We start from the raw sequence: 19,160 nt of genomic DNA, 5'->3' as shown, positions 1-19,160 counted from the left end.
GCGTGATAAATCGCGCCGCTACGGATCAGGCTTCATCGTCCCCGATTTGCAACGCCCGCGTCTCTTTACGCACCCGCTCGATATGGATGGTGAGAAACATCCGCTCCTCATTCGACAAGGCATAGTGGTATTTCTGCTGAATATGCTGATCAACCTTGATGGTGCACTGGTACGCTTCCGGGTACTTGTCGCGCACCACATCATGGAGCGATTCATCCTCGCTGCACACGCCGCGTTTACCCAGCATACGTTGCGCGAAAAATTTCAGATGGTTAACAAAGCGGTTATAGCTCAGGCTTTCAACGCGATAATCGAGTTGCAGGCGATACTTCACAATCTGCAAAATATCCTGCATAAACCGCGTGATATGCGCGACATCTGACATATCGTTATCAAGCTGGGCATTCACCAGATGCATGGCGATAAAACCGGCCTCATCCTCTGGCAGACGTTCACCGAAGCGTTTCTCAATGATCGCCAGTGCCTCCAGCCCCAGCGCGTACTCGTTGGGATAGAGCGTTTTGATCTCCCAGATCAACACATTGCGGATCGGCAAATTTTGCCGATGTCGTTCAATCGCAAAGTTGCAGTGATCGCATAGCGCGATCGACAGACTTTCATGCAATTTCGATCCCAGTTGCTCCCTGGCACGCGCGATGATCAATTCGGTGGTGGTGATCACCTCGATCGGGATCTCCGACAGCAGTTCGCTCAGGCGATTGGTCAGCGTATGGTTTTGCAACGCAAACACTTTTTCGATCAACTGCGCATCCAACGGATCGCCAATGCGCTTGTTGAACGCTAACCCGCGTCCCATCACCACCTGTTCCTGGCCCTGCTCGCCCAGCACGATGGCCACATTATTATTAAGTATTTTCGCAATCTTCATTTGGCACCCTGAAAACGAAAAAACCTGACCTCCCGCGAAGCGAGCTGTCAGGTTTTGCCTGTGTGGAGGAACACAGTAACAATCCGCTCCATCATAAATGCCTGGCATCACACGGCAAGCTGAAATCGGGATAAATGTGACCCGGCTCCGTTTCTTTTCACTGATGATAGCAGAGGACCATACAATAAATTTATTCCCCCATAATAAAATCCAATAAATTTATTTATCATTGAGTTAAATCAACCCTGATTTTTATTTCGTGATCACTCCACCGTTAGCCGTAACACAACATCCGTAACACGCTATTTATCCGGTAGGCTTCATCAAACAGAAAAATAAATACCCTGAACCGGACGTGCCCGCACGCCCCTTATTTCCCTTACCCTATAAATAACATCAGGAGTCAGCCATGCCTGAAGAAACGACGCTATTACCCTGGTATAAACGGCTGAATCGCCAGCAATGGAAGGCATTCTGGGCCGCATGGATGGGTTATATGCTGGACGGTTTTGACTTCGTCATTATTACCTTAGTCCTGACCGAAATAATGGCGGAATTTAATGTCACCACGGCGGAAGCGGCGGCGTTAATTTCTGCCGCATTTATTTTGCGTTGGTTTGGTGGATTGGCACTCGGTGCTATGGGCGATAAATATGGCCGTAAAAGTGCGATGATCACCAGCATTATATTATTTGCCGGTGGCACGTTCGCCTGCGGTATCGCACCCAATTATACCTGGATGTTTATTGCCCGCGTGTTGGTCGGAATCGGCATGGCCGGTGAATATGGCACCAGTTCTGCCTATGCCATCGAAACCTGGCCGAAAGATATGCGCAATAAAGCCAGCGCCTTCCTCAATTCCGGCTTTTCTGCGGGGGCCATTTTGTCGGTGCTGGCGTATAGCTGGGTGGTTCCGCTGTGGGGTTGGCGCTCGCTGTTTTACCTCGGCATTATCCCGGTGTTTTATGCCCTGTGGCTGCGCCGCGCCATTCCGGAAGCCGAAGAGTGGGCGGCGGCCAAAGCCAAAGCTGCCAAACCGGCAGAAACCATGATCGACACGCTGTTTCGTGGGCCAAACCGCTTACGTAACACCCTCAACCTGCTGCTGGGATTGGCCGCCGCCGTGTCCCTCTACTTCTGCTTCGACCACCAGACCTCCGGGGTGGTGACCGGCGTGCTGGCGGTGATCATCGCGGCAATCTTTATCCGTTTTCTGGTGCAGAGCGGCGGCGAGCGCTGGCCCACCAGCCTGATGCTCACCGTCACTATCGTCTGCGTGTTTCTTTACGGCTGGCCGATCCACGCGCTGCTGCCTACTTACCTGAAAACCGAGTTGCACTACTCGCCAGAAGTGGTCGCGCTGGTGTTCTCCTTTAGCCGCTTCGGCATGGGCCTTGGCTGCTGCGTGGCGGGGATCGCCGCCGATCGCATCGGTACGCGCAAAACCTATGTACTGAGTCTGCTGATCGCCCAGATGATCATCATCCCGGTATTTATGCTCAACGGCTCCAGCGTCTGGTTACTGTGCCTGCTGATCTTCCTGCAACAACTGTTCAGCCAGGGCGTCGGCGGCCTGCTGGCGAAGATGATCAGCGGCTACTTCGATACCGAGCAGCGCGCAGCCAACCTCAGCTTTATCTACAACATCGGCTCACTCGGCGGTGCACTCGCGCCGGTGCTGGGTGCGCTCATCGCGCAGCACGCCTCACTGGGTAGCGCGCTTGGCGGCCTGTCGTTTGGCCTGACCTTCGTGGTGATGTTGTTGATTGGCTTTGATATGCCGTCGCGCGTGCAGCGCTGGTTAAAACCGCAGGCGCTGCGTCACTACGACACCGTCGATGGCACCCCACTTGCTGGCGCGTTCACCCGTGAAGAACGTGCCGCCCAGGACCTTACCCGCTTAACTCAGGCAAACCCTGAAAGGAGATAACATGACCGCAGGAAACCGCATTTATTTACGTCGCCCGGCTGATGCTGAACCGCTGCTGGAAACCTTCCGCACCCTGCCAGCTGCCGTGGTCGCGGATTGTATGAGCCGCCTGCCTGCCCTGTCAGCGGAGATCAGCCTGAAAACGGCCCCACAACAACCGATTATGTGTGGTCTGGCAGTGACGGTGAAAGCCCGTTCAGGCGACAACCTGATGCTGCACAAAGCGCTGGATATCGCCGGGCGCAACGATGTGATTATTCTGTCGAACGAAGGCGATCGCAGCCAGTCGCTGATGGGTGAAGTCATGGCGACCTATGCGAAGCAGCGCGGCATGGAAGGGATTGTGCTGGATGGCCCGGTGCGCGACATCGACGGATTATCACGCATGGATTTCCCGATCTACGCAGCCGGAGTCACGCCGGGTGGCCCCTTTAAAGACGGACCGGGTGAGATCAACGTGCCGATCGCCTGCGGCAAAATCCATGTCTCTCCGGGCGATATCATCCTCGGTGATGCCGATGGCGTGATTGTGATCCCGCGCCAGGATGCCGCACGTATCCTGGAAGATGCGCTGGCCTATTTACAGGTGGATGAGCGCAACTTTGAGCTGGCGAAAACCGGCTCACTGGAACGTGGCTGGCTGGATGAGACGTTACGCAGTAAGAAGGTGGAGATTATTGACGATATTTATCGTTAACAGGAATCGCGCCGCCAGGATGCGGCGCGTTGTTACACCAGCGCCAACTTCCGCTGCCGTTGCTCACGCCACACGGCAAAAATCCCGGCCAGCGCCACAATCGATGCGCCAAACAGCGTGGTGGGACCAGGCAGGCTATTAAGGAACAGGTAACCTACCACCATCGACCATACCAGGGTGGTGTAATCAAACGGGGCCAGCAGCGAAGCATCCGCGTAACGCAGGCTGAGCGTGACCAGAATCTGTGCCAGACCGCCAAACAGCCCGCAGCCAATCAGCAGCAACAGCTGGCTGCCGCTGGGCATCGCCCAGCCAAACACAATAGTGGCGAGGCCAATCACCGTGGTCATCAACGAAAAATAGAACACAATCGCACCGGGCTTTTCGATGCCATTGAGAAAACGAATTTGCACGTTGGAGGTGGCGGTACAGATCGCCGCCACCAGCGCGCACAGCACGCCGATACCCGCGCTGGCATGGGCAGCACTGGCGGAGAACAGCGTCAGTTTGGACGACAGCATGATCAAAATGCCGGACAGGCCGACCATCACCGCCAGCCAGCGCGATGCCCTGACCCGCTCTTTCAGCAGCACCGCCGCCATGATCACGGTAAACAGCGGCGCGGCGTAGCTCAGTGCAGTGGCATCCGCCAGCGAGATATACACCAGCGCCAGATAGTTAAAGTACATGCCACCGGTGCCGGAAAAACCCCGAATCAGATGACCGAACAGATTGCGGGTTTTCAGGTTTTCCAGCACGTTCCCCTGAATTTTCAACCATATCAGCAGTGGAAACAGCGCGACAAAACTGCGGAAAAAAATCACTTCCCCGGTGGGTATGGTGCCGTTCAACCCTTTGACACACGCCAACATCAGCGTTGAACACAACGCCGCCATTATCTTCAGAACTACGCCTAATCTGGCATTCATTGCTTTGACCCTATTCTCTCTCTACCACTCGCAACCGGCTTGATTGCCGAGAGGACAACGCGCATACCTTATGGAGAGACAGAGGGCCGCGATAACACTATTTTGCTCTGCCTGAATAGCAATAACTTATCGCCCACCGTCATAGCATTTCGCTATCGCGCGACAGGGTTTCCCTCTTATTCGCCGCAAAACAAAGCCGATATAGTCCAGGAAACGCGAATATTGACGGATTACCGAGGGGAATCACATGACCATGAAAAGACGTACCACCATCGGGCTGGCGCTGCTGCCGCTGCTGGCTATCTCTTCCGCCCATGCTGACCTGATGGCAAACATTAAGTCGAGCGGCGAACTTAAGTGCGCAGTCTATTCCGACGTGCCACCCTTCTCCTCGCCGGATCCGCAAACTCGCCAGTTGGCTGGCATGGACGTTGACCTGTGCAACGCGCTGGCAAAACAGATGGGGGTCAAAGTCACCCTGGTGCCGACTTCCGTGGAAGCACGTATCGCAGTGATCGCCACTGGCCGCGCCGATATCCTGATCGCTAACCTTGCCTACACCAAAACCCGTGGCAACCAGATCCAGTTCAGCGACCCGTACTATGTCGCCAAAGAGATGCTGCTGGTGAAAGCGCCGCTGGCCGACAAGCCGCTGAGTTACTTTAAAGGTAAGCGCATCAGCGCCACCAAAGGCACCACCTCAGAACAATCCATCCACCTGAAAGGCGCACGAGCCGTGACCTTCCAGGACACCGCCTCGGCTTTCCTCGCGGTGGAACAGAACAAAGCATTGGGCTTTGTCACCAACACCATGACCGGTATCAAGATGATCACCCAGGCGAAAAAAGACGGTATCGATCTGGCGATGATCAAAGAACCGATGGCGCTGGAACCGATTGGTGTCGGCATGAAACGTGACGAGCCAGCGTTGTTAGCCAGCGTCAACAGCGGCCTGAAAGCGATGGACGATGACGGCACCATCGACAAAATCTGGGACACCTGGATTGGGCCAAAGACCGAATACAAAATGGTGCGTGAGGAGCGCGTTCAGCCGCTCTCCAGTCTGAAATTTGAACCGCTGGAATAACCATGCCCGTGATGTCGCCATCTGATATCAAGCCCGCCAGCGCACCCGCGCTGGCTTGCTCCTCTACCATTACCCTCTCCACCATTGGCGCACGCGCCTGGCTGGTGGAAGCACCGGGCGGTTTTGATTTGCCCTCACAACGTCGCGTCTGGTCGCTGGCACGATTGCTCGCCAGTGGCGAAGACGTTGAATCACTGATCCCTGGGGTCACCAATCTGCTGGTGCTGTTTCGCCAGATTCCCCCCGACGAGACTGCGGTGCGCGCCCGACTGCATGCCGCCTGGGAACAGGCGCAGGCCATCCATCCGCAGGGCAAACTGATTGAGATTCCTGTGGATTACGGTGGCGAACACGCGATCGATCTCGATGCCGTTTGCCGACATACCGGTTTCAGCGCGCGCGAAGTGGTACGTCGTCATCATCAAAGCGAATACACGGTATTCGCCCTCGGCAGCGCGCCGGGCTTTGGGTATCTGCATGGGCTGGACCCGCAGCTGGCAACGCCACGCAAAAAAGTACCGTCGCTCAGCATGCTGAAAGGCACCGTCACCATTGGCGGCGCGCAGGCAGGCGTCTCGGCGCTGACCGGCCCGAATGGCTGGAACGCGATTGGCTATGCCGAACTGGAGGTGTTTGATCCCCTGGCGGACTCACCGGCGTTGATGGCCCCCGGCGATCGCATTCGCTTTCTGCCGCAGAGGATTGAACTGTGATTGAGATTGAACAAAGCGGTGCGCTCAATACGGTGCAGGACTTAGGCCGTTTCAACTATCGCCATATGGGCGTGTCGGTGAGCGGCGTGATGGACCCACTGGCGTTGCGGGCAGGCAACCTGCTGCTCGGTAACGAGGAAAATGCCGCCGCGATTGAAGTGCAACTGTTTCCATTTCGCGTGCGCTTTTTGCAGGATACCAGCATCGCCGTGACCGGCGCTGACTGTCGCGCCACGCTGGATGGCAGCCCTCTGCCGCCCTGGTGGGGTTGCGGCGTTCGCGCCGGTCAGGTGCTCGAGCTGCGCTACCCACGCAGCGGCGCCCGTGGATATCTGTGCATTGCCGGTGGTATCGATGTGCCCGTGGTGCTGGATTCGCGCAGTACCGCGCTGCGCGGTGCCTTCGGTGGTCATCATGGCCGGGCATTGCAGCGTGGCGACCAGTTACCCCTTGGCCCGACAACTGGCCCGACATTACCGCAGGCGGGTATCGGTATCGAACCGCCGGAAAGCGCGCTGGGTACCTGGTTCCCGCGTAATAACGCCGGTGAGATCCAGCTACGCGCCATTCCCTCCGGCGAGTACGCATTGTTTGCTGAAGACGCCACGCGTTTCTGGCAGCAATCCTGGCAAGTTTCCAACCAAAGTAACCGTACCGGTTACCGGCTGGCAGGAGATCCGATCTTCCCGTCACAAACGGTAGAGATGCGATCCTATGGCCTGATCCCCGGTATCGTGCAGGTGCCCCCGGCCGGTGAGCCGATCATCCAGTTAAGCGATGCCAACACCGCCGGTGGTTATCCCAAGATCGCCGGGGTGATCGAGCAGGATCTGTGGCGACTCGGTCAGGTACTGCCCGGCCAGTCCATTCAGTTGGTAAAAAGTGATGCGCGTGAAGCCATCGCCATCGAACAAGAAGTGACGCGCTGGCTCACCCGGCTGCGTCTGAGCTGCCTGCCGCTGCGCAAGGCCGTGGGCGTTTAACCCTGGCAAGGAACCAAAACGATGAAGATTGATGTCAATTCCGATATGGGAGAAGGCTTCGGCGTTTATCAACTGTGTGATGACGCCGCACTGATGCAGGTGGTGTCATCCGCCAATATTGCCTGCGGTTTTCATGCCGGTGATCCCACGATCATGACCAACATGGTCCGTCTGGCGAAGCAGCATGGCGTGGGGATTGGTGCACATCCGGGCCTGCCGGATCGCCAGGGTTTTGGCCGCCGTGAACTGCCTTTTTCCGCTGACGAAATTTGCCAGCAGGTGGCGTATCAGCTGGGTGCATTGATGGCGATTGCCCGTGCCGAAGGCACTCAGGTTGCCCATTTCAGCTTCCACGCAGCGATGGGCAATATCGTTAACCGTGACGCCGCGCTGGCGCAGCAAGTGATGGAGCTGGTGGCGCGTATTGATAGCTCGCTGATTATCTTCGCCCAGCCGGATACCATTATTGAACGCGCTGCGCAGGCCGCCGGTCTGAAAACCCTGACGCTGTTCCTCGCCGACCGCGCTTACGATGCCCAGGGGCGTCTGGTGCCGCGTGGTATCGCCGGTTCGGTGATTAAAGAAGAAAGCGCGCTGCGCGCCCGTGTGCGCCAGTTTCTGCAACGCGGCACCGTCACCACTCTTGAAGGTGAAGAGATCGCGGTACGCGCCCGCTCAATTCTGGTCCACAGCGATACACCGGGTTCACTGGCGCTCGCCACCATCGTACGCAGTGAAGTTGAAGCCAATGGTCATCAGGTGGCTCCGGCGACTGAAGTGCTGGCCTGATACCCTCACCCCGGCCCTCTCCCGCAAGCGGGAGAGGGAGAAGGGAGAGAGTGCTATATGTACCCCCTCCCGCAAGCGGGAGAGGGATGCAAGATTTGCTCGGTCGGTCCCCTCTCCCGCTTGCGGGAGAGGGTTAGGGTGAGGGTTAAGGCAATCCTTACCGGCAACCGGCACAAAACGCCGCAATACGATCACAACCCGTCTGCAAACGTTCCATGCTGGTGGCGTAAGACAGACGGATAAACGGACTCATGCCGTAAGCCGCCCCCTGCACCGTCACCACATGTTGCTCCTCAATCAATGCCAGTACGAAATCGGCATCGTTGTTGATCTGACGGCCACCCGCGCTGACTTTACCGATATAACCCGCGATATTAACGAACAGATAAAACGCGCCTTGTGGCTTATGGCAACGCAGACCATCAATTGAGGTCAGGCGTTCCAGCACGTAATCGCGACGTTCGCGGTAGATACGTGCACGTTCCTGCAACAGATCCTGTGGGCCTTCCAGCACCGCAACTGCGGCGGCCTGAGTCAGGGTGGTCACGCCACCACTGTTCTGGGTATTAACGTTGCTCATCGCCTTGATCAACGGAGCCGGGCCGCCGCAAAAGCCGAGACGCCAGCCGGTCATTGAGTACGCTTTTGACACGCCATTCACCGTCAGCACCCGGTCATACAGACGCGGTTCAACCTGCGCCAGGGTATAAAAACGCACGTCGTCATAAATCAGATGTTCGTAGATATCATCCGTCATGATCCACACCTGCGGGTGACGCAACAGCACTTCTCCCAACGCCTGCAACTCTGCTTTGCTCGCCACTGAACCGGTCGGGTTACTGGGATAGTTGAGCAGCAGCCATTTGGTTTTATCGGTGATCGCCGCTTCCAGCTGCGCCGGAAGCGGTTTAAAACCATTCTCCTGGGCGCACGGCAGCGGCACCGGGATACCACCGGCAAATTTCACGATATCGGCATAGCTGATCCATGACGGCGTCGGGATCACCACTTCGTCGCCCGGATTGATGGTCGCCAGAATGGCGTTGAAGATGATCTGCTTGGCACCGCCAGCCGTAAGGATCTGGCTGACGTCATAATCCAGCTGGTTATCACGTTTAAATTTCAGCTGGATCGCTTTACGCAGGGCTGGCGTGCCATCGGTGGGTGGATAACGGGTATCCCCCGCGCGCGCCGCCGCATAAGCCGCCTCAATGGCGTGGTCCGGCGTCGGAAAATCGGGTTCGCCGGTGGAAAGTGCCACCACATCAATGCCCTGCGCCGCGAGATCGCGTGCTTTTTGGGTCATGGCGACGGAGGCGGAAACAGTCACATTCTTTAGTCGATCGGCTATCTCGGGCATGGGGAACACTTCCCTCTCTCAGTGTCAGCAGAAACGGCGCGGCACGCCAAAACGCGCGCGGCCAGCAAAGTTCTCTGAGCATAGGTTTTCGCCCACAACCACCGCTAATAGTGCTTTGTTGTGGTGATATAACACAAAACGATGACAGGACCGGCTGCACACTTTTGCAGCAAAGTCAGCGCATTGCCCGGAAATGCGCGGCGGGTCACGCAGCGCGCGCGCCAGATATGTTAAAAAACTGTTACTTTCAAGCCGCTGCGCGCGCCATCGTGGCGCATTGCTCCCGTCAGCCATCGGTAACGCTAATGGGAAAATGCACCAAAATTGTGCAAAACATCCTGTCTGAACATTTGTTGAGCAGGCAGTAAGTCAACTCAGCAAAAGCCTTAGGAGGCATGTGCGCCGTACCCTCCTGCCTGAGTTCAATCACTAAACCTTATTCTGGCATCAACTTTGCTTGATGCTGATATGCGTTCCGTTGGAGGGAGTGACCATGAATCTTCGCCGTCTTAAATACTTCGTCAAGATTGTCGATGTCGGCAGTCTGACGCAGGCCGCCGATATTTTGCATATCGCCCAGCCCGCCCTGAGCCAGCAGCTGGCAACGCTGGAAGGGGAAGTGAACCAACAATTGCTGATCCGCACCAAGCGCGGCGTCACCCCTACCGAAGCGGGTAAAACCCTCTATTCTCACGCCCAGTCCATTTTGCGCCAGTGCGAACAGGCGCAAAGTGCGATTGATCGTGTCGGGGCGTCGCTCAGCGGCAGCGTCTCAGTCGGCCTTGCGCCCGGCACGGCAGCGCAAAATCTCGCCCTGCCGCTGATGATGGAAGTGCAGCAGCAGCATCCCGGTATCGTGCTTTATTTCAACGAGAACTTCGGCACCACGCTGAGCGAGTTGATCATGAACGGTCGCATGGACATGGCGGTGATCTATGACCATCGCAATATCCACGGCCTGCGTTTTATGCCGCTGATGAAGGAAGATCTGTGCTTCGTCTGTCCGTTCAGCCTGGCGAAACCGATGAAAGAGATCCGTCTGGCAGAAGTGGCGCAGTACGATCTGTTCCTGCCGCGCATCTATAACATCATGCGTAAGGTGCTGGACGATGCCTTTGTGCAGAATAACCTGCAATATCGTGTTAAGTGCGAGATCGAATCACAAACCACGCTTAACGCCGCACTGACTGCCGGTCTGGGTGCCACCATCATGCCCGAATCCGCCGCGCGGGCGATGTTGAAAACCTCAGACTCGTGGATGGCGAAGATTGTCGAGCCAGATGTACAAGCCTCGTTGTCGTTCTGCATGTCCGATCATCTGCCGCTGTCGCAACCGGCAGAAGCCGTTAAATCGATTCTGTTGTCGCTGATGTCACGGCGCAACGTGGAAAACCATCCCCTGACGCTGGTGGGATAAGCCTCGCTTATTACCGCAAAGCGAAACCCTCTTACTGCCCGTCTGACGAACGCGCTAGATTGACTGCGTTAGCTGCCCGCTCCGGCGGGCTTTCTTTGACGGGAACCCTATGGAAAAAACTGCAATACCGCTGCCGACGCTGCGTGCCGTCGCGCGCAAAATGCAAACCGCCGGGCTGAGCCACCTCACGTTGGGCGGCAAGGCGTGGTCGGTAAAAATGACCTTTGCCGCTGTGCCCCCCTCTGCGCCTCAACCGGTTCCCGCACCGCCGATCGCGCTGCGCCCGGTCGGCGCACCCATGCCCGGTACGCTGCGGTTACGCCATCCGCTAAGTCAGCAGGATTTTGTCCAGCCCGGACAGGTCGTCAAACCCGATGACGTGCTCGCACTGGTGCAGGTTGGCCCGCTCTATTTACCGGTCATCAGCCCGGTAAACGGCACGGTACAAAACGTGGTAATCAACGACGGCTCACCGGTAGAATACGAAGAAGAAATACTGATAATTCATGATCATAACCAGGAATAAGCGCGGTTATAAGGGTCGCTTATTGCCTCAAAATTTTTATGTCTTATCCCCATTGAACATAACTGCATAAAGTCAGAAAAAGATCAGAAACGCGCCGCTGCCCCAGGCCCGGCGATGACAGGAGAGGCAAATGCCATTTTCAGATTACAAAACCGCACTGGTCACTGGCGCATCCGCCGGGATGGGTGAAGCCATTGTTGAGCGTCTGTGCCAGGAAGGCATTACCGTTCATGCCGTGGCACGCCGCAAAGAACAACTGGCGGCGCTGGCCGAACGTACCGGCTGTATCCCACACGCGGTGGATGTCAGCGATCTCAGCGCACTGACCGCCCTGTGCCAGGACCTGCAAATCGACATTCTGGTGAACAACGCCGGGCTGTCGCATCCGGGTTCGATTCTGGATGCCGACGAAAACGTGATTGAAACCCAGGTGGATGTCAACCTGCGCGCCGTGCTGCACCTGTGCCGGCTGCTGGTGCCAGGCATGGTGGCACGCGACCGTGGTCATGTGTTCAACATCACCTCCATCGCCGCAATTTACAACTTTGGCGGCAACTCGGTGTACCACGCCACCAAAGCCGGGGTCCATGCCCTGTCGCGTCAGCTGCGCGTCGACTGCTATGGCAAACGTGTGCGTATCACCGAGATCTGTCCGGGCCGCGTCGCCACCGATATTTTCGGCAACGTCTCTGGCGATCACGAAGAAGCGCGCCGTCGCTTTATCGATGGCTTTGAACTGCCGCAGGCGAAAGATATCGCCGACTGCGTAGCCTTTGCCCTCTCTGCGCCGGTGGCGGTGAATATCGGCAATATCGAAATCACCCCGACGTTGCAGGTACCGGGCGGCCTTTCCACCATGCGACCGGGCGACCGCGCCGAGTAATGAGGTAACACTATGGCACTCGATTTCAGCAGTGTGATAACCGGCCACTTCGGCCAGATGATCGTTGACGGAACGGTGGTCACTCTTGAACTGGCGTTGGGTGCCTGGCTGCTGGCGATGATCCTCGCCATGCTGCTGGTGGTGATCCGCCTGACCGATCAACGCATCGCGGTCGGACTGGTGAAGGCCTATGTTTCTTATCACCGCAATGTCCCGACGCTGATTCAGTTAATGATGTGGTATTTCGCCATTCCGACGCTGCTGCCGGAAGCGCTGCAAATGTGGATTAACAACCTCAACGCCGAATTTCTGTTTTCACTGGTGGCGCTGGGCCTGTGTCAGGCGGCGTACTTCTCGGAAGATATTCGCAGCGGTCTGCGCGCTATCCCGGATGGACAGAACGAAGCGGCGCGTGCGCTGGGGATGGGTTATGTGCGCGCCATGTGGTCGGTGATCCTGCCACAGGGGATTCGTAACGCGCTACCGGCGCTGATTAACCATACGGTGCTGCTGTTCAAAAACACCAGCCTGGCGATGGTGATTGGTGTGGCGGAACTGACCTATGTCACCCGCGATATTGAAAACCAGACCTTCCGCACCTTCGAGTCCTATTTTGTGGCAACCGTTGGCTATCTGTTCTTCTCCCTGATGCTGATGGGCCTTGGCGCGCTACTGGCCCGCCGCTTTCAACGCGTCTATGCGAGGTAATGGCGATGTTTGAGATGTTCACCATTTTGCATGACAACGGCATGCTGCTGTTAATGGGCCAGTACCCGAACGGGCCACTGGGCGGGGTGCTCTGTACCCTGGTGATCTCGCTGCTGGCGGTATTGCTGGCCTTCCCAGTGGGCGTGTTGCTGGGGTTGGCGCGTCTGTCGCCGTGGCGCTGGCTGAGCTGGCCCGCCACCTGCTGGGTCTATCTGCTGCGCGGCATCCCGCTGATGATGGTGGTGTTCTGGACCTACTTCTGCGTACCGCTGTTGATTGGTCACAACATCAGCGGCTTCTCCACCATGCTGTGTACGCTGGTGATTTATGAGAGCGCCTATATCGCCGAGATCGTGCGTGGCGGTATTCAGGCGTTACCGCACGGGCAGTACGAAGCAGCGCGTGCATTAGGCATGGGCCACATCAAGACCCTGCGTCTGGTGATCCTGCCGCAGGCGTTGTTTAACACCCTGCCAAGTCTGGTAAGCCAACTGGTTTCGATCATCAAGGACAGCACCCTCGGCTACGTGATTAACGTGCCGGAGCTGACATTTGCGGCCAACCAGGTCAGCAACCAGTTACTGACCAAACCTTTCCAGGTGTTCGCCATCGTGGCGCTGAGCTACTACATCATCTGCTTCAGCCTGACGTGGCTCGCCAACAAACTCGAAGCGCGCCTTGCGCAGAAACGTCGTCAGTCACCGGTGGAGACGCCCACGGTAGCACCGGCGGTGATGATGACTAAAACCCAATCGCAATAAGGAACCGCTATGAGACCGATGATTCTGTTTAATCAGGTCAACAAATGGTACGGCGCGTATCAGGCGCTGACTGACCTGAGTGCCGAGATCAATCCCGGCGAAGTGGTGGTGGTCTGTGGCCCCTCCGGTTCCGGTAAATCGACACTGATCCGCACCGTTAACCGCCTGGAGCCAATTGAAGGCGGCCAGATTGTGTTTGACGGTATCGATATCCACGGCAGCAGCACGCGCCTGAATCAGCTGCGCACGCGTATCGGTTTTGTGTTCCAGAGCTTCAACCTGTTCCCCCACGTTTCCGTGGCCGAGAACATTATGATGTCACCGATGAAGGTACTGGGCGTGAAGCGATCAGAGGCACGTCAGCAAGCGGGGGAACTGCTGGAACGTGTCGGCCTGTCGCACAAGGCGGATGCTTATCCGGCGCAGCTTTCCGGCGGTCAGCAACAACGCGTGGCGATTGCCCGTGCGCTGGCGATGAAGCCACCGGTGATGCTGTTTGATGAACCGACATCAGCACTCGATCCCGAAATGGTGGGTGAGGTGCTATCGGTGATGCGCGGCCTGGCCCAGGAGGGGATGACAATGATGTGCGTCACCCACGAGATGAACTTTGCCCGTGAAGTGGCGGATACCATCTGGTTTATGGATCAGGGGCAGATTCTGGAAAAGGCCACGCCGGACAAGTTCTTTACCCAGCCGCAGCACCCGCGCGCACAACGCTTCCTGAGCGATTTGCGCTCGCATTGATTAAAGGGCGCGATAAATCGCGCCGCTACGGAAAATCAGCAATCCACCCACACCGCACCGGCGTCGGCGGATTGCACGCATTGCTCCACCCAGCGCACCCCCATCAGCCCGGCATGTACATCGGGATACCAGAAGTCGCCCAGGAAAGCGTGATCATCGCGATCGGTAGCATCCATTGCCAGCGCAAAGCGACGATAGAGATTGGACCAGGCTTCAAACAGCCCTTCAGGATGCCCCCCGCCAATACGATCTTCCTCTACAGCGCGGCTGTGCAAATACCCCATACCGCGCTCCAGAATCTGCACCGGCTGCCCCTGCACTTCATAACGTAGCTGGTTCGGTTGTTCATCCCACCACTCGAGGCTGGCCTTTTCACCAATCACGCGCACTTTCTGGCCGTGCATCGAACCACAGTTCACCGCCGACGCCCACATGGTGCCTACCGCGCCGTTGTCATACTCCATCATCACAAAGGCGTTATCTTCCAGCGGTGCCCGACTTTTGACGAAACTCTGGCGGCTACACAGCAGGCGTGTAACTTTCAGCTTCGGCACCATAGTTTCCGCGATAAACAACGGATGCGTCGCCAAATCGCCCAGCACATAGCTGGGGCCGACAAAACGGGGATCGACGCGCCATTTGGTGCTGGCATTTTGCAGCTCCACGGCCTCGTTATGAAAGCCGTGAGCAAACTGCATATTAATGATGCGAATCTCCCCCAGCAGCCCTTCGGCGATCATCTCCCGCGCCTGATGAATCAACTGATGCCCGGCGTAACCATAGGTCACACCGATGATTTTTTTCTTCTCAGCGCAAAGTCTTTCCAGCTCGTCGGCCTCGGCAGCGGTGAAGCACAGCGGCTTTTCACACACCACATGCAGCCCGGCATTGAGCGCCGCCCGGCAGATAGCAAAGTGGGTGTTATTAGGCGTGGCGATGGACACCGCTTCAATGCCGTCAGCGCGTGCCGCTTCAGCAGCAAACATCGTCTCGTAATCGGCATAGCAGCGATCTTCCGCCACCCCCAGCGTTGTGCCAAAGGCCCGGCCCCGCACGGCGTCGATATCAAACGCCCCAGCCTGTAAGACAAAATTGCCGTCGCGCAGCGCGGCAGAACGGTGAATGTAACCTATCTGGCTGGTGCCACCGCCGCCGACCATACCCCAGCGCAGTGAACGATCGAGAGCTTTTGTACCGTTAATCATGATGTTGTCCTCAGAATCCGACTGATTGCAGATAGTGCAGGCTGGCTGTGACGTCGCGCAGGCTGGTGTCAGCATGGCGCGGATCGCGTTCCTGTTCGATGGTGATCCAGCCCTGATAATCGCGTTCCGCAAGGAAGGCGCGCACCGCCGGATAGTCAATTGCCCCTTTGCCAATCGGACACATCACCCCTTCGGCACAGGCAGCAAAGAAGTCGATGCCGCGAGCGATAACATCGCGCCATACCGCCTCGTTCACGTCTTTAAAGTGCAGATAATCGATGCGATCCCAGTAGCGATTGAGGTAGGGAATCGGGTCCATGCCTGAGTAGTACAGATGGCCAGTATCGAGACACAAACCCGCCACCTCATGCGGGATATCCTGCACCAACTGTTCCAGTTCATCGGCGAATTCAATGCAGCCTCCGGCGTGAGGATGGATCACCGCGCGTACGCCATATTCACTCCAGGCGATCTCACTCAGGGTGGTGATGTGCTGCATCATGCGTTGCCAGTCTTCCGGGGACAGGCGTGGCGCTTTATCCGACTGACCGGCATATTTCGCGCGCTGCGGATTACCAAAATCGATTATCACCAGATAGGGAGCCGGCGCGTTCTGCGCATGGGTTTTCTCAGCCGTCGGCACCAGGGAGAGATTGCGGCAGATATTGTGGGTCAGTTCCACCATCGCCGGGAAATTGGCTGCACTGACCAGATCGTCGAAAATTGTGCCTGCTACCAGCGACAGCCCGTAATGTTCCAGTTGCTGGCGTAGCTCGCTGGCCGCCACCGGCAGATAGCTCCACGGCCCCAGCTCAATGCTGCGATACCCGGCTTGTGCCGCTTCGCTCAGGACTTTTTGCCACGGCGGCAGGAAAGGATTTTTCGGATCATCGACGCCCCAGCTACAGGGCGCATTGGCGATATGGATAGTCATGATCGTTCCTTGCTGTGATTGATGCAGCAAGTATCAAATAAAAATTTCATCCACAACAAGCATGAAACTTTCATTTTTTGATAGCGATCAAGTTATTAATTATCATTTAAATGATAGATTATCTATCATTTGGTGCAATAAATCGCGCCGCTACGCCTAAGCAGCGGTTATCGCGCGTTTTTACAAATTCTCCCGTGTGACAATATCGAACGGCAGCGTGACCTGCATAAAATGCTCGCTGCCATCCGCCTGATGCTGTTGCAGGGTTTGTACCAGGGTAGTTGCCAGACCCTCAATACGATGACGCAGCATCACCGTGATGGTGCCATCAATCAATGCCAGATCGCCGTCGCTGACCGGGCCATGACAAATCAGTGCCACGCGACGCTGCGGTTGCTCACGCAGCGCGCGAATGACCCCTTCAATCCCGCCGCACGGCGCAAAAATCAGCGCCAGATCGGCATGTTCATCCAACAAACGACGCGTTGCCAGATAACCCCCGTCAATCGACTCATGGGTTTTGAGTGGTTCCAGCACCTGACGCGCGTTGTCCTGCTCGCGCAGGTAAGAACGGAAACTGATTTCGCAACTCTCCTGGCAGGTAAAACGGTGGTCCCCCACCAGCACCCCTACCGGTCCCGGCTGATGCAACAGATGCGTCGCCATCCAACCTGCGGTGCGTCCGGCCTTCTGGTTATCCAGCCCGAAATAACCGGCATGACCACAGGGGGAGAAGTTGGAAAACAACGCATATACCCGCACGCCCTGACGCGATACCGTTTCGATCGCCCGGCGAATCAGCGGATGGTCAAGCGCCACCAGCCCGATGACATCCACCTGTTGCGCCAGCGAATGCAGCGAGGCCACCACCGCATCCACATCGTCAATATCGTGCCAACAAAATTGTGCTTCGCTACCGGCGGGATGTAACGGCTGTGTCTGCTGACGCAACGCGTCAGTGAGCGACTGATAAAACGAATAATTTTTTGCCAGCAGAATAAACCCCATACGCAACGCGACAGCAGGCGTTAAAGCCCGGCTGCTGAGTAACGGCATCAGGTCAGCGCGATACCCCAGACGCCCCGCCGCTTCCAGCACCTTCTGCTCGGTGGCGGCGCGCACCGGCGCACGACGGTTAAGCACGCGATCAACCGTCGCAACGCCGACACCCGCAGCGGCGGCAATCGCATTCATGGTGATTTTACTCATACAAGATATCCGTGATAGAAAATTATCAAAAAATGATAACCGGATGACATCAAATTTGCGAATAATTCGCGCCAAAAATCGTCATATAATCGTAATTTCTGATAGAGAATCCCTCATAAATTTGACCACCATCGCAAAAACGAAACGAAAATCACCAATCAACCTACTTTTCGGAATAAATGTTTGATAATTATTCTGCCTGACAACGCTTGTGGTGAGGGGTGGATTTGCTTCAGCAAAGCGTTAAAGCAACCGGCTTAACGCGCAGGAGAAAACAATGAAAATCGCTTTTGACGTGGATGTAATCCGCGACCTGGGGATCACCCGCATGGTGCAGCAGGTGGCGGAATGGGGCTACAAATACATCGAACAGTCGCCCCATCCACAAATTAACCCGTTCTATAAACACCCGAAAGCCAGCCGCGAAATCATCACCGAATATAAGAACGCGCTGCGCTCCACCGGTGTGGAGATCTCCTCGTTTATCGTGGTGTATCGCTGGTCTGGCCCGGACGAAGCCCGCCGTCAGGCGGCGGTGAAGAACTGGAAGCGGATGATCGAGATCGCCGTGGAAATGGGCGTGCCGGTGATCAATACCGAGCTGTCCGGCAATCCCAATGAACCGGAGATTTGCGAAGAGATGTTTTACCGTTCGATGGAGGATCTGCTGCCCATTATCGAACGCGAAGGCATTCGCGTGGAAATCCAGGCCCACCCGTGGGATTTCTGCGAGGAGAGCAACGAAACCGCTGATATCGTGAAATCATTCCGCAGCGATAACGTGAAGTATATCTACAGCGCGCCGCATACCTTTTTCTACGACAAAGGCAAAGGCGATGTGAAAAGCATGCTGCATTATGCCGGTGACGATCTGTCGCATATGTTGATTGCCGACACCATGAACCACACCAAACATTGCCGCTATATCGTCAACCCGCCGGGGGTTGATGCCACCATCCACCAGCATGTCGGCGTGGGTGAAGGTGAAGTCAATTTCGATGCGCTGTTCGAAGCGTTACGCGAGATGGATTTTGCCAAACGTACTTTTAAGGTCGGCGGCGAATCGATTATCTCGGCAGCGTTGTTTGGTTATCCGGAAAAAATGAAGTACCAGGCAGTGGAAACCCGCGAGCTGATTGAACGCGAGTTGCTTTGAGTTTGGTGCGCTTTGTTACCCTCACCCTAACCCTCTCCCGCAAGCGGGAGAGGGAACCGATCGAGCCTATGGCATTTCGCCCTCGCCCTCATGGCAACCGATCGAGCATATGGCACTTCTCCCTCGCCCTTATGGCAACCGTTCGAGCATATGGCACTTCTCCCTCGCCCTCATGGGAACCGTTCGAGCATATGGCACTTCTCCCTCTCCCTCATGGGAACCGATCGAGCATATGGC

At 56.5% G+C, this 19,160-nt stretch carries 19 protein-coding genes; 13 read left to right on the top strand and 6 right to left on the bottom strand.

Annotation, left to right across the window (positions count from 1 at the left end):
- Positions 1–25 precede the first annotated feature (25 nt).
- Positions 26–889 carry a BglG family transcription antiterminator LicT gene (gene licT / locus AC6I8R_RS02245; protein WP_497831860.1) on the bottom strand — a complete coding sequence of 288 codons (864 nt, stop codon included), beginning with the start codon at positions 887–889 and terminating at the stop codon, positions 26–28.
- A gap of 409 nt (positions 890–1,298) precedes the next feature.
- Here licT and AC6I8R_RS02240 point away from each other — a divergent pair, with 409 nt between their 5' ends.
- Positions 1,299–2,819 (top strand): sialate:H+ symport family MFS transporter, encoded by a 1,521-nt coding sequence (locus AC6I8R_RS02240; RefSeq protein ID WP_497831859.1) that lies wholly within the window; start codon positions 1,299–1,301, stop codon positions 2,817–2,819.
- Position 2,820: 1 nt separating this feature from the next.
- Positions 2,821–3,516, top strand: a complete 696-nt coding sequence (locus tag AC6I8R_RS02235) for an RraA family protein (RefSeq protein ID WP_021184190.1) — start codon at positions 2,821–2,823, stop codon at positions 3,514–3,516.
- Between the two features lie 32 nt (positions 3,517–3,548).
- Here the strand turns inward: AC6I8R_RS02235 and AC6I8R_RS02230 are convergent, their stop codons facing one another.
- Positions 3,549–4,445: a DMT family transporter gene (locus AC6I8R_RS02230; protein ID WP_497831858.1), complete on the bottom strand. Its 897-nt coding sequence runs from the start codon at positions 4,443–4,445 to the stop codon at positions 3,549–3,551.
- A 247-nt stretch (positions 4,446–4,692) separates the two neighbouring features.
- Between AC6I8R_RS02230 and AC6I8R_RS02225 the strand changes: the two genes are divergently transcribed.
- Genes AC6I8R_RS02225 through AC6I8R_RS02210 form a run of 4 tightly spaced genes read left to right on the top strand, consistent with a single transcriptional unit; the run spans position 4,693 to position 8,017 of the window.
- Positions 4,693–5,532, top strand: a complete 840-nt coding sequence (locus AC6I8R_RS02225; protein WP_497831857.1) for a transporter substrate-binding domain-containing protein — start codon at positions 4,693–4,695, stop codon at positions 5,530–5,532.
- 11 nt (positions 5,533–5,543) lie between these two features.
- Entirely contained in the window at positions 5,544–6,245 is a 702-nt protein-coding gene (gene pxpB, locus AC6I8R_RS02220; protein ID WP_415173156.1) for a 5-oxoprolinase subunit PxpB, read from the top strand.
- Positions 6,242–7,228, top strand: coding sequence for a 5-oxoprolinase subunit C family protein (locus tag AC6I8R_RS02215; RefSeq protein ID WP_497831856.1), 987 nt, complete (start codon positions 6,242–6,244; stop codon positions 7,226–7,228). The genes pxpB and AC6I8R_RS02215 overlap by 4 nt, the downstream gene beginning before the upstream one ends.
- A 21-nt stretch (positions 7,229–7,249) precedes the next feature.
- Positions 7,250–8,017, top strand: a complete 768-nt coding sequence (locus AC6I8R_RS02210) for a 5-oxoprolinase subunit PxpA (RefSeq protein WP_415173121.1) — start codon at positions 7,250–7,252, stop codon at positions 8,015–8,017.
- 157 nt (positions 8,018–8,174) lie between these two features.
- Here the strand turns inward: AC6I8R_RS02210 and AC6I8R_RS02205 are convergent, their stop codons facing one another.
- Positions 8,175–9,377 carry a pyridoxal phosphate-dependent aminotransferase gene (locus tag AC6I8R_RS02205; protein WP_208724667.1) on the bottom strand — a complete coding sequence of 401 codons (1,203 nt, stop codon included), beginning with the start codon at positions 9,375–9,377 and terminating at the stop codon, positions 8,175–8,177.
- 493 nt (positions 9,378–9,870) lie between these two features.
- Between AC6I8R_RS02205 and nac the strand changes: the two genes are divergently transcribed.
- The 6 genes from nac (at position 9,871) to AC6I8R_RS02175 (ending at position 14,419) form a co-directional block, all read left to right on the top strand.
- Positions 9,871–10,794: a nitrogen assimilation transcriptional regulator NAC gene (nac, locus tag AC6I8R_RS02200; RefSeq protein WP_013507594.1), complete on the top strand. Its 924-nt coding sequence runs from the start codon at positions 9,871–9,873 to the stop codon at positions 10,792–10,794.
- A 109-nt stretch (positions 10,795–10,903) separates the two neighbouring features.
- Complete coding sequence (locus AC6I8R_RS02195) at positions 10,904–11,320, top strand: acetyl-CoA carboxylase biotin carboxyl carrier protein (protein ID WP_021184182.1); 417 nt, start codon at positions 10,904–10,906, stop codon at positions 11,318–11,320.
- A gap of 130 nt (positions 11,321–11,450) precedes the next feature.
- The gene (locus tag AC6I8R_RS02190) at positions 11,451–12,203 is read left to right on the top strand and encodes an SDR family oxidoreductase (protein WP_013507592.1); all 753 of its coding nucleotides are present in this window, start codon (positions 11,451–11,453) and stop codon (positions 12,201–12,203) included.
- A gap of 12 nt (positions 12,204–12,215) precedes the next feature.
- Positions 12,216–12,911 carry an amino acid ABC transporter permease gene (locus AC6I8R_RS02185; protein ID WP_021184181.1) on the top strand — a complete coding sequence of 232 codons (696 nt, stop codon included), beginning with the start codon at positions 12,216–12,218 and terminating at the stop codon, positions 12,909–12,911.
- Between the two features lie 5 nt (positions 12,912–12,916).
- On the top strand, positions 12,917–13,672 hold the full coding sequence (locus AC6I8R_RS02180) for an amino acid ABC transporter permease (protein WP_021184180.1): 756 nt from the start codon (positions 12,917–12,919) through the stop codon (positions 13,670–13,672).
- A gap of 9 nt (positions 13,673–13,681) precedes the next feature.
- Positions 13,682–14,419, top strand: coding sequence for an amino acid ABC transporter ATP-binding protein (locus AC6I8R_RS02175; RefSeq protein ID WP_021184179.1), 738 nt, complete (start codon positions 13,682–13,684; stop codon positions 14,417–14,419).
- Positions 14,420–14,454: 35 nt separating this feature from the next.
- On the opposite strand, the gene AC6I8R_RS02170 is transcribed toward AC6I8R_RS02175, so the two are convergent.
- The 3 genes from AC6I8R_RS02170 to AC6I8R_RS02160 form a co-directional block, all read right to left on the bottom strand.
- Positions 14,455–15,624, bottom strand: a complete 1,170-nt coding sequence (locus AC6I8R_RS02170; protein ID WP_415173119.1) for a Gfo/Idh/MocA family protein — start codon at positions 15,622–15,624, stop codon at positions 14,455–14,457.
- Positions 15,625–15,634: 10 nt separating this feature from the next.
- Complete coding sequence (locus tag AC6I8R_RS02165; protein WP_415173118.1) at positions 15,635–16,558, bottom strand: TIM barrel protein; 924 nt, start codon at positions 16,556–16,558, stop codon at positions 15,635–15,637.
- 180 nt (positions 16,559–16,738) lie between these two features.
- Entirely contained in the window at positions 16,739–17,767 is a 1,029-nt protein-coding gene (locus tag AC6I8R_RS02160) for a LacI family DNA-binding transcriptional regulator (protein ID WP_497831855.1), read from the bottom strand.
- Between the two features lie 277 nt (positions 17,768–18,044).
- Between AC6I8R_RS02160 and AC6I8R_RS02155 the strand changes: the two genes are divergently transcribed.
- Positions 18,045–18,923 (top strand): sugar phosphate isomerase/epimerase family protein, encoded by an 879-nt coding sequence (locus tag AC6I8R_RS02155; protein WP_021184175.1) that lies wholly within the window; start codon positions 18,045–18,047, stop codon positions 18,921–18,923.
- The last annotated feature ends 237 nt before the right edge of the window (positions 18,924–19,160 follow it).

The organism is Pantoea sp. X-Soil-OKNW-713 (genome assembly GCF_059730685.1).
Note: the sequence above shows the minus strand (reverse complement) of the source record. Positions and strands in the feature narration are given on the sequence as shown.